This window comes from Streptomyces sp. LZ34 (assembly GCF_053890475.1).
Genome location: NZ_CM132680.1, coordinates 10,360,905 through 10,375,274, shown reverse-complemented (window position 1 = coordinate 10,375,274; position 14,370 = coordinate 10,360,905). Strand labels below are relative to the sequence as shown.

At 68.1% G+C, this 14,370-nt stretch carries 11 protein-coding genes and 2 pseudogenes; 4 read left to right on the top strand and 9 right to left on the bottom strand.

The genetic code is table 11. The features are described 5' to 3' along the window. Positions 1-161 precede the first annotated feature (161 nt). Entirely contained in the window at positions 162-809 is a 648-nt protein-coding gene (locus tag ACWY4P_RS44465; RefSeq protein WP_456206497.1) for a TetR/AcrR family transcriptional regulator, read from the bottom strand. A gap of 154 nt (positions 810-963) precedes the next feature. On the opposite strand from ACWY4P_RS44465, the gene ACWY4P_RS44460 reads away from it, so the two are divergent. Next, positions 964-3,306 carry an MMPL family transporter gene (locus ACWY4P_RS44460; RefSeq protein WP_456206496.1) on the top strand — a complete coding sequence of 781 codons (2,343 nt, stop codon included), beginning with the start codon at positions 964-966 and terminating at the stop codon, positions 3,304-3,306. A 78-nt stretch (positions 3,307-3,384) separates the two neighbouring features. On the opposite strand, the pseudogene ACWY4P_RS44455 reads toward ACWY4P_RS44460, so the two are convergent. After that, positions 3,385-3,589, bottom strand: a pseudogene (locus ACWY4P_RS44455) (SRPBCC family protein); the annotation flags it as partial. A gap of 222 nt (positions 3,590-3,811) precedes the next feature. On the opposite strand from ACWY4P_RS44455, the gene ACWY4P_RS44450 reads away from it, so the two are divergent. After that, positions 3,812-4,909, top strand: a complete 1,098-nt coding sequence (locus ACWY4P_RS44450) for an integrase core domain-containing protein (RefSeq protein ID WP_456206495.1) — start codon at positions 3,812-3,814, stop codon at positions 4,907-4,909. 40 nt (positions 4,910-4,949) lie between these two features. On the opposite strand, the gene ACWY4P_RS44445 is transcribed toward ACWY4P_RS44450, so the two are convergent. The 5 genes from ACWY4P_RS44445 to ACWY4P_RS44425 form a co-directional block, all read right to left on the bottom strand. Then, entirely contained in the window at positions 4,950-6,251 is a 1,302-nt protein-coding gene (locus ACWY4P_RS44445) for an ArsB/NhaD family transporter (RefSeq protein ID WP_456206493.1), read from the bottom strand. Then, positions 6,248-6,718 carry a CBS domain-containing protein gene (locus ACWY4P_RS44440; RefSeq protein ID WP_456206491.1) on the bottom strand — a complete coding sequence of 157 codons (471 nt, stop codon included), beginning with the start codon at positions 6,716-6,718 and terminating at the stop codon, positions 6,248-6,250. The genes ACWY4P_RS44445 and ACWY4P_RS44440 overlap by 4 nt, the downstream gene beginning before the upstream one ends. 290 nt (positions 6,719-7,008) lie before the next feature. Beyond that, positions 7,009-7,773 carry a malonate transporter subunit MadM gene (gene madM / locus ACWY4P_RS44435; protein WP_456206489.1) on the bottom strand — a complete coding sequence of 255 codons (765 nt, stop codon included), beginning with the start codon at positions 7,771-7,773 and terminating at the stop codon, positions 7,009-7,011. A gap of 1 nt (position 7,774) precedes the next feature. Beyond that, on the bottom strand, positions 7,775-8,185 hold the full coding sequence (gene madL, locus ACWY4P_RS44430) for a malonate transporter subunit MadL (RefSeq protein ID WP_456206487.1): 411 nt from the start codon (positions 8,183-8,185) through the stop codon (positions 7,775-7,777). 127 nt (positions 8,186-8,312) lie between these two features. Continuing rightward, on the bottom strand, positions 8,313-11,234 hold the full coding sequence (locus tag ACWY4P_RS44425) for an AMP-binding protein (protein WP_456206485.1): 2,922 nt from the start codon (positions 11,232-11,234) through the stop codon (positions 8,313-8,315). 132 nt (positions 11,235-11,366) lie between these two features. On the opposite strand from ACWY4P_RS44425, the gene ACWY4P_RS44420 reads away from it, so the two are divergent. Beyond that, the gene (locus ACWY4P_RS44420; RefSeq protein ID WP_456206484.1) at positions 11,367-12,044 is read left to right on the top strand and encodes a GntR family transcriptional regulator; all 678 of its coding nucleotides are present in this window, start codon (positions 11,367-11,369) and stop codon (positions 12,042-12,044) included. A gap of 86 nt (positions 12,045-12,130) precedes the next feature. Here the strand turns inward: ACWY4P_RS44420 and ACWY4P_RS44415 are convergent. Both ACWY4P_RS44415 and ACWY4P_RS44410 read right to left on the bottom strand, forming a co-directional pair. Continuing rightward, positions 12,131-12,442, bottom strand: a pseudogene (locus tag ACWY4P_RS44415) (helix-turn-helix domain-containing protein); the annotation flags it as partial. A 7-nt stretch (positions 12,443-12,449) separates the two neighbouring features. Beyond that, a complete protein-coding gene (locus tag ACWY4P_RS44410; protein ID WP_456213267.1) occupies positions 12,450-13,562 on the bottom strand; it encodes an integrase core domain-containing protein in 1,113 nt (370 codons plus the stop codon). A 393-nt stretch (positions 13,563-13,955) separates the two neighbouring features. Here ACWY4P_RS44410 and ACWY4P_RS44405 point away from each other — a divergent pair, with 393 nt between their 5' ends. Next, on the top strand, positions 13,956-14,270 hold the full coding sequence (locus tag ACWY4P_RS44405) for a tyrosine-type recombinase/integrase (RefSeq protein WP_456213266.1): 315 nt from the start codon (positions 13,956-13,958) through the stop codon (positions 14,268-14,270). Positions 14,271-14,370: the final 100 nt, after the last annotated feature.

Below are 14,370 nucleotides of genomic sequence, written 5' to 3'. Positions count from 1 at the left end.
CTCTCCGCCCACCGTCATGCAGCTTCCCGGCAACGAGGGTGTGCGGCCCCGAACCCGGACACGTCCTCTCCTCACACCCGGGAGTCCGGACTCCGTCGTAGAGCGGCTTCTCGGCCTCGCGACGATCAGGCGCCCTTGGAGGGCAGCCTCGGCTCCGGGAGTCAGTCCCGGACGACGCTGCTGATCGCGGCGCGGAGGTCGTCGTCTTCCGTTTCCGTGCGTGCCGGTGGGAGAGGGGACGCGCTGGCGGGGTCGAGCGAGTCGAAGAGCAGGGCCATGAAGCGTGCGCGCATGGACGGTGCGGTGCCGGGGAGCGCGAGGCCGGCGATACCCATGACGAGGAAGTGCGGAATGTCGTCCGCCGTGAGGTCGGTCCGGATCTCGCCCTGCTCCTGTGCGTGTTCGAGGAGGGGGCGGAGGGACTCGCTGAGGCGCTGGAGGGCCTCCACGGCGACATCGGCGAAGTTGGCGGCGAAGGTGACCAGTCCCCGCTCCTCGGTGATCAGGTCGAGTAGCCGGGTGGCGATGTCCAGGAGGGTCTGACGCGGGTGGCGGGAGGCCGTGGCGTCGTCGATCAGTGGGAGGAGGTCGGTTTCGAGGATGTCGTCGAGGACGGCCCGGACGATGGCCTCCCGGTTGGGGAAGTGCCGGTAGAGAGTGGCGATGCCCACGCCCGCCTCGGCGGCGATCTGCTCCAAAGAGCCCTCACCCGCGCCGAGGACATTGCGTCCGGCCGCAATGATGCGCTCCACGCTGGAGCGGGCGTCAACCCTGCGGAGCCGGTGTGTGCGCGGTGCGGCGTTCGGCATCTCTGACCCTTCCGTTCTGCACCGCAGACTACTCAATCGCCTGCGCGTTGATAGCACCCTACCGCTTTGATAGTCTCCTATCGGTTTGGTAGTACTCTCTCACTTCGTTCGGGTGTGCGTGCCCAGCAGGGTGCGCCGGAGAAGGGAGAAGGGTGTGTCTGTACTGCTGTACCGGTTGGGGCATTTCGCCTACGCCAGGCCCTGGTATGTGATCGCCGGCTGGCTGGCGGTGGTGTCCGCCGTGGTGGTGCTGCTCGCGGTCAACCCCGTCAAGCTGAGCAATGAGGTACGCATCGACGGCACCCCCGCCCAGGAGGTCATCGACGATCTGGCGAAGTCCCTTCCCGAGGCGTCCGGCGGGCAGGGCATGCTGGTGTTCCGCGCGCAGGACGGAGCCCGGGTCGACGGCGAGGACAGCCGCGCCGCCCTCATCGCTGCGGTGGACGCGGTGTACCGCCACGACCACGTCATCGACGCGCGCAAGGTCCTCGCCGGCGAGCTGTCCAAGGGGGACAAGAGTCCGCTGATGCGGGCCCAGGCGGCGGTGGCCGAAGCCGCCGGGCAGCCGACGGGGGGCAAGGTGCCGGTCCCGCTTATGCAGGACGGCCGACCGGTGCCCGGGGTCGTCGTCTCGGCCGACGGCTCCACCGCCCTGATGCAGTTCCAGTTCGACGAGCAGACTTATGAGCTGCCCTCCGGCACGATCGACAGCACCGTCGAGGCCGCCGAGCAGCAGGCTGATCGCGGCCACCTCGACGTCCTGCCGTCGGCGGCGATGATGGAGATACCCGAGATCGTGGGGGTCGGTGAGATCGTCGGCGTCGTGGTGGCGGCCATCGTCCTGCTGGTCACCCTGGGATCGGTCGCGGCGGCGGGCCTGCCCCTGGTCATCGCTCTGGTCGGTGTCACGGTGGGCGTGGGCGGCGCCTTCACTCTCTCCACCGTCTTCGAGATCCATTCGCTCACCGCCGTACTGGCCCTGATGCTGGGGCTCGCCGTCGGCATCGACTACGCCCTGTTCATCGTCAACCGGCAACGGCGGCTCATCCTGGACACCGGCCTGGACGCGCACGAGGCGACCGGCCGCGCCATCGGCACCGCCGGCAGCGCGGTCTTCTTCGCCGGCAGCACCGTCATCATCGCCCTGGCAGGACTGTTGGTGGTCGGTATCACGCTGCTCAGCACCATGGCCCTCGCCGCCGCGGCCACGATCGCCATCACCGTCCTGCTCGCCCTGACTCTGCTGCCGGCCCTCCTCGGCCTGGTCAAGGAGCGCGTCTGCTCGGCCAGGACCCGACGCGCGGCGCAGCAGCAGGCCTCCGCCGCCGCACAGACACGGGCCACCCGCTGGGGATCACGCCTGGTCCGCCACAAGTACCCCGCTCTCACAGCGGCGTTCCTGATCCCCCTGGTTCTGGCGCTCCCCGCCCTCGACATGAGGATGGGCCTGCCGTCCGGCGCCAGCTACAACCCTGACACCGCACAGCGCCAGAGCTACGAGGAGGTCAGCGACACCTTCGGCCCCGGCTACAACGGCCCCCTCATGCTCGTCGCCCGCTCCTCCGACAGCGGGCGTCCGCTCACTCCCCCGGCCCTCGCCGCGGTCGTATCCGAACTGAAGGACACGGAGGGCGCCACTTCGATCTCTCTGGCAGGTATGAACACCGACGGCACCGTGGCCGTCCTCAGCCTCATTCCCGGCGACGGACCGAACGACGACGGCACCAAGGACCTCGTCACCTCCGTGCGGGACAAGAGCCGGGAGATCCGCGAAACCCATGGCGTCACCATCGGCATCACCGGCTTCACCGCCCTCGCGATCGACGTGTCCGACCGCCTCGGGGACGTCCTGCCCCTCTACGTGGCCACCGTTCTCGGACTTTCGCTGATCGTCCTGCTCCTGGTCTTCCGCTCCGTCGTCGTCCCGGTGATGGCCACTCTCGGATTCCTGCTCAGCATCGCCGCCACCTTCGGCATCACCACGGCCGTCTTCCAATGGGGCTGGTTGCAGGCGCTGTTCGGACTCGAGGCGAGCGCACCCGTGGTGAGCCTGCTGCCCATCATCGTCACCGGCGTGCTCTATGGACTGGCCATGGACTACCAGGTGTTCCTGGTCACCTCGATGCGCGAGGCCCGCATGCACGGAGCCGACCCGCTCGACGCGACCGTCTCCGGCTTCGCCCGGGCGAGCGCCGTCGTGATCGCCGCGGCCACGATCATGGTCTCGGTCTTCGCCGGATTCATCTTCAATGCCCAGCCCATGATCAAACAGGCGGGATTCGCGCTGGCGGCGGGCATCCTCATCGACGCGTTCGTCATCCGCATGACGTTCATCCCGGCCACTATGGCACTCGCCCGGGAGAAGGCCTGGTGGATTCCCGTGTGGCTGGACCGCCTCCTGCCCGATCTGGACGTCGAAGGCGACAAACTCGCGCAGAGGATCCCGCTTGCCCATCCTGCCGCTCCCCGGCAGCACGCCACAGCGCAGAAGACCTGACGCTCCGTCGGCGAACATGTGCCTGCCGGCAATGCCGAACCCGCGGTCGTCGGCCGCGGTGCCCGTGTCGTCCGTGTCGTTTCGCACGGTCTCCCGCATCCGCACGAAGACGATCTCCTGCTCCTTCTCCGGCATGCGGTCGATGGCGAAAGAGAGGCCCGAGGGGGGGCCGGCCCATCTGCATCCACTGCCGCAACAGGGTGCCGCCGTCCTGCGGCTCAAGGGTGAACCGCCAGACGGCCGTGGGGTGTTCGGGGTCCTCGACCGCCCAGGCGAGCGTCCTCGCCAGCTCTGTACGTGCCAGAAACCTCGTCCGTGCTGGTCACGCAGCCTGAGCGCTGCAGCGGGGCCTGCCGGTCAACCGTGACGGCAGAGGCCCCTGCCCTTGCCAGAAACCTCATCCGCCCTGGTAGGGGCCGGTGCATCGGGTTTCCCGAAATCTGGCCGCGGTCGTCTGAGCCGGCGCTCTCGCGCAGCTGCCGTCAACACGTCATGATGATCGATCGTGCTGCTGCGACTGGCTTACTTGGGCGTGTCGAACGCGTTCGCGATGCTTCGCCTGCTGCCGATGACCGACCGAGACAAGGACGCGGAGATCCTCGCCCTGCGCCACCAGATCACCGTCCTGGAACGCCAACTCGGCAAGGAGAAGATCCGGTTCACCTCGAGCGACCGGGCGTTCCTGGCGGCGCTGCTGCACCGGCTGCCGCTGCACGTCCTGCGAAGGTCACGGCTGCTCGTACGCCCCGACACGGTACTGCGTTGGCACCGCAACCTCGTCGCACGCCGCCATGCCGCCTCCTGCCGGCCCAAGCGCCCGGGACGGCCGCGCACGGTGCGCTCGATCCGCGTCCTGGTGCTGCGCCTGGCGAAGGAGAACCCGAGCTGGGGGTACCGGCGCCTGCACGGCGAGCTGCTTGTACTGGGGGTGAAGGTGGGCGCGTCCACCGTCTGGGAAATCCTGAAGGAGGCCGGCATCGATCCTGCGCCCGAGCGGAACTCCAGTACCTGGGCCAGTTTTCTGCGCTCCCAGGCTGATGCCCTGCTGGCCTGCGACTTCATGGAAACAGTCACGCTGTCGGGGGCTCGGATGTACGTGCTCGTGGTGATCGAACACGGCAGTCGCCGGATCCGGATCCTGGGCGCCACCGCGCATCCGATCGCCTCCTGGGTAGCGCAAGCGGCGAGGAACCTGGTCATGGACCTCGAAGACCTCGGCTGCCGGGCACGGTTCATGATCCGGGACCGGGACGGGAAGTTCCCCGCCCTCTTCGATGCCGTCCTCAAGGACGCAGGAATCGACGTCGTCCTCAGCGGCATCCAGATCCCAAGAATGAACTCGATCACGGAAAGGTGTATACAGACCTGTCGCCGCGAGCTCCTGGACCGGACGTTGATCTGGAACCAGCGAAACCTCCTCCACGCCCTACGCGAGTTCGAGCAGTTCTACAACGGACACCGACCACACCAAGGCATCGCGAACGCCAGACCACTACACCCATTGCCCCCACCCATCGACGATCCCGACACGTTAGCCCGCCTCAACATACGCCGACACGATCGCCTCGGCGGCATCCTCCACGAATACCGACGTGCAGCGTGACCTGCACGGATGAGATTTCCGGCAAGGGCAGGGTTCGCTGTCAGTTCAGGGCGAAGTACCGCAGCCATAGGTATCCGGCGGCGATGGTGACCGTCACGGCGGTCACGACCAGGCCGTACTTGGTGAACTGCCAGAACGAGATGGGCTGGCGGTTGCGTTCGGCGATCCCCAGGACCACGACGTTGGCGGAGGCGCCGATGGCGGTGGCATTGCCACCGAGGTCGGCCCCGAGCGCCAGCGCCCACCACAGCACATGGACACCGTCACCCCCGCCGAAGCCGTGCGCCAAGTCGGCCGTGATGGGAGCCATGGTGGCGACATACGGAATGTTGTCGACGATCCCCGACAACACCGCGGAACCGAACACCAACAGCACCGCCGCGCCGAGTTCACTGCCACCGGTCGTATCCGCCAGAGCACGGGAGATCTCCCCGATGACACCCGTCTCGATCAGCGAACCCACCATGATGAACAGCCCGGCGAAGAAGGCGAGCGTCGGCCACTCGACTTCCTTCAGCGCCTCACCCGTCCCCACCTTCGAAACGGCGATCAGCAGTCCGGCGCCGAGCAGGGCGACCACACTCGGCGCGTAGTGCAGCACCGAGTGTGCCACAAACCCGACGATAACCAGGGTGAGCACACCCAGGCCCTGGTAGAGCAGCCGGTGGTCGCGGATCGCCTCGCGCTCCTCCAGCGCCATCACTTCGGCAGCGCGCTTCTCGTCGTACACGAACACCTTGCGGAACATCACCCGGCACATCACCGCCAGAACAACGGTGAGGATCGCGGCGATCGGCGCCAGATGGACCAGGAAGTCGTTGAAGGTCAGCCCGCCCCGGCTGGCGATGATGATGTTCGGCGGGTCACCGACGAGAGTGGCGGTACCGCCGATGTTGGAGGCCATCACCTCGACGATCAGAAAGGGTGCGGCGGGCAGGGCCAGGCGCTCGCACACCAGCAGGGTGACCGGCGCGATCAGCAGCACCGTAGTGACGTTGTCCAGCAGCGCGGACACCGACGCGGTGATCAACGTCAGCATCGCCATCACCCGGAAGGGCCTGCCGCGGGCTCGTTTGACCGACCAGATCGCCAGATACTCGAACAGGCCCGTCTGCCGCAGCACACCGACGATCGCCATCATCCCCAGCAGCAGGAAGATGACGTTCCAGTCGATCCCGGAGTGCTCGTCGAAGAACGCCGCCTTGTCGTCGGTGGCGCCGATCGCGAGCATGGCCCCCGCCCCGGCCAGGGCAGCGGCCGTACGGTGCACACGCTCGCTGATGATCGCCGCGTACGCGGTCGCGAAGACAGCGATCGCCGCCCAGCCGTGCCAGTCGCTCATGTCACCCCAAGAAGTCGTTCCAGCAGATGCGCAGCGGTGATCACACCGAGCAGCCAGGAGCCACCGCCCTCCCGGCCCGGTTCCCGCTCCACCACCGCGATCAGCGGACTGCGTTCGCGCGCCATGAGCGCGGCTACCTCAAGCGCCGTGTCATCCGGATCCGCGATGGGCGGCTTCTGGCGCTCCCTGGGCAGGCAGTCGGCCACCCGTCGTCCCGCGAGCGCCTGGCACAGCCGGTCCGCGTGGGGCTCGTCCACCACCGCCGCGAGCGTCGGATCCTCGATCACATAGCCGGGCACCAGCAGCTTGACCAGCGCGGACGCCGGCAGCAGAGCGTGCGGCTCCCCGTCGTCGTCCATCACCAGCACCCCGGGCAGCCGCTGCTCGGCCAGCAACCGGGCCGCGTCCAGCGCCTCGCTGTCCAGCCTCACCGACGGGTACTCCACCGCCAGATCACGTGCGCGCATCCGTGCTCTCCTCCATCCGGGTCGTCGCCGGCGCGGCCCCGGCAACCGCTTCGCCTTGTCCTCACCCGCATCGTCGTCCGGTATCCCGACGAGATCCTCGATGTCGAAGAGACGGGCGACCGGCACATCCGTGCTGCTGTGGGCGGCGATGCAGAACGCGATGCGCAGAAGGCCGCCGCCGGCTTCTCTCTCCCCCGGCCGAAGCGAGTGCCGATCAGCGAGATCGCACAGGTTGAGGAGTCAGGAGGGCACCACCGATGGTGCCCCGCTCACCCCACCGGCGATCGCCCTCACCCACCGACGATCGCCCGCAACACCATGTACAGCAGCGACGGGCCGAGCAGGCAGCCGACGCCCGTGTAGAAAGTGGCCGTCATGGCCCCGTAGGGGACCAGGCGCTTGTCGGTGGCCGCGAGGCCGCCTGCCACGCCGGAGGTCGTACCCAGCAGGCCGCCGAAGGCCATGGCGGACTTCGGGTTGTTCAGTCCGATCAGTGGGGCGATGAGTGGTGTCCCCACCATCACCACCACGGACTTGACCAGACCGGCCGCCACCGACAACGCGATCACGTCGGAACTCGCGCCCACCGCCGTGCCGGTCACCGGCCCGACGATGTACGTGGCCGCACCGGCGCCGATGGTCGCCAGCGATTTGGCATCCGTGTAGCCGAAGAAAGCGGCGATCACAGCCCCGACCACGAACGAGAGGAGCACGCCCAGCAGGATCGACAGACCGCCGGACAGCCCGGCACGCTTGATCACCTTCAGGTCGACGCCATAGGCGGTGGAGACGATCGCGAAGTCCCGAAGCATCGCGCCGCCCATCAGGCTCAGCCCGGAGAGCGCTGAGAAGTCGGCGAGCCCGTGCTCGCCGTCGGTCACCGTGCCGCCCCAGTAGGCCAGGACCAGGCCGAGGAGGATGGCAATGGCGGAGCCCTGCATCCGGCCGCGGGTCAGCGTCCTGGACAACCACCCGCCGACCAGCATCAGCGCGCCGACCAGCCCGAAGGCCACGAGCAGGCCGTTGTCTTCGAGGACGGATGTGAACCGGTCCATCTCAGGCCTCCTGCTTCTCGTCCGCGCTCAGCGTCTGCAGCGTCTCCAGTGGTTCGCCCGGTTCGCCGATCCGCGCCAGCGCGGGTACCAGGGCGAACCCCGCGGCGACGGCACCGAGGCCCGCCAGGATCGCCATCGGACCGCCGGTGACCGCCTTGACCACGTTCTGCGCGGAGGCCATGGCGATGACGATCGGTATGTACATCGCGCTCCAGAAGAGCACGCCCTGCTCGGAGGCCTCGGGAAACTTGCCCTTCCGGCGGAGCTGGTGGGTGACCAGCACCAGCATGATCATGGCGAAGCCGACTCCGCCGACATTGGCATCGACGCCGACCGCGACGCCGAGCAGTTCACCGACGAGTGCGCCCGCGAGCACGCACACCGCCAGCGCTGCGACTCCATAGATAACCATCGTCTTCTCCACACTGAGAGACACTGGGGGAATAGGGGGGATGGGGGGATATTGGGGGAAACAGGGGACTTGCAGGGTGGGATAGAGAGGGGCCGACCGCCGCTGTTGTCCGCGGACGACGGGTGGGTCAGGCGTCCGCACCGGCGAACAGGTCGGCGTAACGCTTGCGCAGTTCGGCCTTCTGCACCTTCCCCATCACATTGCGAGGCAGGGCATCGACGACGCGCACGGCGCGTGGGTGCTTGAACCGGGCGAGGTCCTCGGCGACGAAGTCCAGCAGCGCCGCCTCTTGGGGTTTCTGGTCCGGGACCGGTACCACGACGGCTACCGCCGTCTCGCCGAAGTCCGGGTGGGGAACGCCGATCACGGCGGATTCCAGCACCGTGGGGTGGGCGTCGAGCAGTTCCTCGATCTCCTTGGGGTAGATGTTGTAGCCCCCGGAGATCACGAGGTCCTTGCCCCGGCCGACGATGCACAGATAGCCGTCCTCGTCGATGCGGCCCAGGTCGCCGGTGATGAAGAAGCCGTCCTCGCGGAACTCCGCGGCGGTCTTCTCGGGCAACTGCCAGTAGCCAGTGAAGACGTTCGGGCCGCGGACCTCGATGCTGCCGACCTCGCCGTCGGGCAGCGGCCGTCCGGTCGTGCCGTCCGCCACCCGGATCTCGGTGCCGGGGAGCGGCATGCCGACAGTGCCGGGCTTGCGCGGTCCGCCGGTGTAGGGGTTGGTGGTGTTCATGCCGGTCTCGGTCATCCCGTAGCGCTCCAGGATGGCGTGGCCGGTGCGGGCCTCGAATGCCTGGTGATCGCTCGCGAGCAGCGGAGCCGAGCCGGAGACGAACAGCCGCATCGAGGCGCAGGCCTCGGGGGTGAGCCGGTCGTTCTTCAGCAGCCGGGTGTAGAAGGTGGGGACGCCCATGAGCACCGTGGCCCCGGGTAGCAGGTCGACGATCGTCTCGGCGTCGAACTTCGGCAGGTAGTACATGGAAGCGCCCGCCGTCAGGGTCATGTTCGCGGCGACGAAGAGCCCGTGGATGTGGAAGATCGGCAGGGCGTGGATCAGCCGGTCCTCGGCGGTGTACTGCCAGGCTTCCAGCAGCGCCCGGCAGTTGGAGGCGAGGTTGCCGTGGGAGAGCACCGCGCCCTTGGAGCGCCCGGTGGTGCCGGACGTGTAGAGGATCGCCGCCGGGTCGTCGGCCGATGCGTCGAAGACCTCCTCATGACGGCCACCGCCCTCGAGGAGGGTGCCGTCGCCGGCGGTGCCGAGGGTCTCGACGACGAGCCCCTGCTCCGCGCGGTGCGAGTGGCCGGCCAGGCGGTCGGGGGAGCAGACGAGGACGCGGGGCCGGGCGTCGCCGATGAAGTAGTCCATCTCCGCACCGGTGTAGGCGGTGTTGAGCGGCAGGAAGACGCCGCCGATCCGCAGGGTCGCCAGGTACAGTGCGATGGCCTCCGGGGATTTCTCCACCTGCATGGCGACCCGGTCACCGGGGGTGACGCCGTCGGCGACGAGACGGGCGGCGATCCGCCGCGCGGTCTTGGCGGTCTCGCGGTAGGTGATCCTCTGCCCGTCGGGCAGCTCGAAGAGCGCCTTGTCCGGCCGACGCTCCGCCTGCTCGGCGAAGGACCGGTAGATGGTCGTGAAGGGCGCCATCGGGGGTGTTCCTCTCTCATCGTCCAAGGTGGTGGACGCGTCTCGGGTGAGGGAAGCCGTCAGGGCATCCGGGAGGACGTCGCGCAGCGGTCCGCCGAGAGCTACGGTGCGGTTGCGGACGAAGTCCTCGTGCCGGCGCTCCAGCTTCTCCGGCTCATAGCGGTAGTTGATCATCGCGCCGTAGGACTGCCGCCAGGCCTCCGGTGAGCTGTTCGCCGGCCAGTTCAGCCGCCAGGCGGTGGCCCCGTTGCCCAGGTGGAAGCGGGCGACCGGGTCGAAGGGGCGCCCGTCGTCGTGCCGTTCGACCGCGATATACCGGGCCAGGGCGGGAAAGAGCCGGGGACGGATCCGCTCGGCGTCCTCCGCGCTGAGGCTCGCCGGTTCCGCCACGGCGTCCAGCTCCCGGACGAGCAGCCGCAGGTCGGCGTCCTGCTCGGCCCGCTCGCCCAGCCAGCGCCGGAATCCGGGGATGGGCGAGAGCGTGACGAACTGAGCCAGGTGCGGCAGCTGCTCCCCCACTTGCTCGATGACCTGCTTGATGAGGAGGCTGCCGAAGGAGACTCCGGCCAGGCCGTCCAGGGCATTGTTGATCGAGTAGAGCGCTGCCGTGTCCGCTTGCGAGGGGCTCAGCGCCGGACCGTTCTCCAGCAGCGGGGCGATGCGCTCCGGCATGCCGCGTATCAGGGCGACCTCCACGAAGATCAGTGGTACGTCCCCGGTGGCCGGGTGGAAGAAGGCGTAGACACGGCGGTCCTCGGGCTGCAGACGACGGCGGAGTTCGGCCCTGCCCGCCATCGGGTGGACCTTCTCGTAATGCAGCAGGTGGTCGTGCAGCTCCTTCGGCGAGTCCCAGGTGATCTCCTCCATGCGGAGGAAGCCGCGGTTGAACCAGGAGGTGAGCAGGTGGTGGAAGTCGTGGTCGAGTGACCGCAGCCCCGGATGACGGCGCGTCAGCCGACGCAGGTCCGCGCGCATCCTGACCAGGGCGAGTGTGGCGCCAGGCGCGTGGTTCATCCGGCGCAGCAGCTGCTGACGGGCCGGCTCGACCACGTCGAAGAGCCGGACCAGCTCCTCGCCGCCCTCGGATCCGGAGCTCCTGGCCGCCTCCCACCGGTGGAAGGCGGCGCGGACCTGCTCGGCGTCGACGTCGTAGGTCTCGGTGACGTGGGTGAAGAAGGCGAACCTGCCGATGTCGTCGAGCACGTCGTAGGCGGTCAGGGCCCGAGCCGCGACCGCCCGCATCGAGGCTTCGCCCACGTCGCTCATCAGGACTTCACAGGCGGCGAGCAGCTGGTCCAGCGGGGAGTCGTGCGGCTCGCCGGCCGCAGGGTCGCCGCCACGCCGTCGCCCGAGCGCCTGGAACAGCTCGGTGAGCAGCCAGCCGTCATGACGTCCCATCTCCGCTCCTTCGTCCCGCCTCCGGTTCCAGACGCATTTCATATGCGTAAACACGTCTGATGTATATAACAGCGCCCAGGTGAGATGCACCACCCCCTGTCCAGGTCGGATAATCTGGGCTCGGAGGTGTCCATGGCTCGAGTCCCGGAATCACAGCGCGTGCGGGACGCGCTCGAAAACGCCGTCGTCGACGGCCGCTACCGACCCGGTGAACGCCTGGATCCGGCACAGCTCGAGCGGGAGTACGGATGCTCCCGTACGCCGATCCGAGAAGCCCTCCAGGCCCTGGAGCGCTCCGGACTGGTGCAGATCCTCCCCAAACGCGGCACGTACGTCACCGAGTTGAGCATCTCCGAGCTGGCCGAACGCTTCGAAGTCATGGCCGAGCTCGAGGGAATGGCGGCACGGCTCTCCGCCCGCCGCATCGAGCGGGAGTCGCTGGACGACCTCGAACGCGCCCTGCAGGAGTGCGTGAAGCACGCCACGGCCGGCGACGCCGACCGCTACTACTACGCCAACGCCTGGTTCCACGACATTGTCTACGACTCCTGCGGCAACGAGTACCTGCGGCAGCAGGCCCATGCGCTCAAGCGAGCCCTCCAGCCGTACCGGCGGCTCCAGCTGCGCGTCCCGGATCGCATGCGGCGCTCGCTGGCCGAGCACCGCGAGATCGCCGACGCCATCGCCGACGGCGACGCCGACACCGCGGAGAACGCCGCCCGCGACCACGTGCTCGTCCAGGTCAAGGAGTTCAGCCAGCTGATGCGGACTTGGAGGCAGGTGACGGAGCCAACGCCCAGCGCCAGGTGAACCGCGTGCGCCGTCGCGGCGTTTCTGCCGGGGCCCGCTCCTGCCCAGCGGCTTTTCTGATCTGTGTTCACAACACTCACCCGCATCAGGCATGGCCTCCAAACGGGGGCGCAGCGTGACGGCGAATGGCCCAGCCCGGCGAGCTCCCCCTGGATCCTGCAGCACCCCCAGCGCGGGTTCTCCCGTGCCAGCCGCAGCACCAACTCCTTCACGGCTTCCGCTGTCGCTGGCCGGCCCGGCCTGCTCCGGCACTCGCTGTAGTCCCACCTGCATGCAACGAGACGTCGATGCCAGCCGGGCAACGTCCCTGGTGTCACAGGGAACACCTGCGCCCAGCGACGCTGGGGTATCAGCGAGGACAACGCCGCGAACCACAACCGGTCCTGAAGGGTGTCAATATTCCGATCAGGCTGCTGAGCTGGGCGTTCTTTGTGGACGGTCAGGCAGTCGGGGTGGCGTGGTGTGGTACTCGTTGAGCAGTCCACCAAGTACCTGCCGACGCCTGACCGTGCCAGCAGGTAGGGGGATGACGTTCGGGTGGTCGTCCGGGGCACGTAGGCCCAGGCTGCGGTGGGGCCGTCCGGTGTTGTAGTGCTGGGCATACATGGTGAGGACGGTGCGCAGGTGGCGTTCGCCGGTGATGAGGAGGCGGTCGGTGCATTCGGTGCGGGCTGTGCGTATCCATCGTTCGGCGAACGCGTTGGACCGTGGGCTTTGCGGTGGGGTCGGGATGACGGCTGTGCCGTTGCCGGCGAAGACGGCGTCGAATGCGGCGGTGAACTTGCTGTCCCGGTCGCGGATGAGGAACCGGAAGCACGTAGCCCTGTCGCCGAGATCCATGAGCAGATTGCGGGCGAGTTGGGTGACCCATGCGCCCGTGGGACGGGCAGTGACACCCAGGACATGGACGCGCCGGGTCTTGATCTCCATGACGAAGAAGACGTGGAGACGTTTGAGGAAGACGGTCTCCACGTGCATGAAGTCGCAGGCGAGCAGCGTGTGGGCCTGGGAGCGGAGGAAAGTACGCCAGGTCTGCTGGCTTGCTCGCTGCGGTGCGGGCGGCAGACCGAAGCGGCGCAGAACGCGCCGGATCGTGGCGGCGGCGACCCGATGACCGAGCCGTCGGAGTTCGCCGTGGATCCTGACGTATCCCCAGGTCGGGTTCTCTCGCGCCAGGCGCTGGATAAGCGCGACCATCTCTTCCGCCAGCGGTGGCCGGCCGGGTCCGGTCGGGGGTTGGCGCCATTTCCAGCGCACGAGACGGCGGTGCCAGGTCAGCAGTGTGCCCGGGGTGACCAGCCGGTGGCGGCGTAAGACGGGTGGCAGGTGCCGTGCGAGAGCGGAGAGCACGGCACGATCGGCCCATGAGAGTCGCGGGCGCTCGATCTGCCGGCGGAGCACGGCGACCTCATGGCGAAGCGCGAGGATCTCGGCATTGCTCGCGGCGGTCGATCGGCACAGCAAGAGGAGGCAGCCCAGTAGTCGGCAGAAGATCAGGTAGAGCAGTCGCAGACCCACGATCAGTGATCGTGCCCATACTTGGGCGAACGAAAAGCTCCAGGTCAACCACCACGCGGCAATAAAGACACCCTTCAGGCAGTCGCCCGGCGTCAGCAATGTAATCAACGGCGGAGTACTGCATGGACCGGTCATCCAAACCGGCCAGATCACCGGAACAGCCATCCACACCATCCACCACGTCGTCCCCATGACACACGAACAGCGCGACGAAGCCTGACGCTCCGGGCATGGCACCCTCCAGGCATCGAATGCGCTCGTGCAGTCACTGCTGCGGCTCGGACTCCCCCGGCTCCGGGACAACAGGAACTGGGCGCGGGTACGAAGGTGTGGGTGCTGGCAGTCGCCCTTGCTACGCCATGATCAGCTACCTGTTAGGCCGGGCGCACCGGCCTGGACTGCAGCGAGGATCTCACCCTGGCCACCTATCTGGCCGAGTGGCTGCGTCTCAAGGAGAGGGCGCTCAAGCCCACCACGTTCGCCCGCTACCGCTACCGCGACCACGTGCACGCCGACCTCATCCCGTCCTTCGGCCGGCTGCCCCTGACCGATCTGCGGGCCCGGCACATCACCGCCTGGAGTGAAGCCGAACTCGCCCGCGGACGCGGGCGCACCGCCGTCCACCGGATCGGAGCCACCTTCTCCAGCGCGCCCAGCCATGCTGTGCGCACCCGTGTGATCGCGGCCAACCCACCTTCGATGCCCTGATGACCGATGCCGGACTCAAGGTCGTCACCACCGGCATTCGGATGCCGCGGATGAACTCTCTCACTCACACTCACCCTCGGCTCCTCCCTGGCAGGCCTTC

Coding starts and splice junctions, on each gene's coding strand:
- ACWY4P_RS44445 (WP_456206493.1), bottom strand. CDS start 6,251: ATGAGCGACTGGCACGGCTGGGCGGCGATCGCTGTCTTCGCGACCGCG.
- madL (WP_456206487.1), bottom strand. CDS start 8,185: ATGGTTATCTATGGAGTCGCAGCGCTGGCGGTGTGCGTGCTCGCGGGC.
- madM (WP_456206489.1), bottom strand. CDS start 7,773: ATGGACCGGTTCACATCCGTCCTCGAAGACAACGGCCTGCTCGTGGCC.
- ACWY4P_RS44465 (WP_456206497.1), bottom strand. CDS start 809: ATGCCGAACGCCGCACCGCGCACACACCGGCTCCGCAGGGTTGACGCC.
- ACWY4P_RS44420 (WP_456206484.1), top strand. CDS start 11,367: ATGGCTCGAGTCCCGGAATCACAGCGCGTGCGGGACGCGCTCGAAAAC.
- ACWY4P_RS44440 (WP_456206491.1), bottom strand. CDS start 6,718: ATGCGCGCACGTGATCTGGCGGTGGAGTACCCGTCGGTGAGGCTGGAC.
- ACWY4P_RS44425 (WP_456206485.1), bottom strand. CDS start 11,234: ATGGGACGTCATGACGGCTGGCTGCTCACCGAGCTGTTCCAGGCGCTC.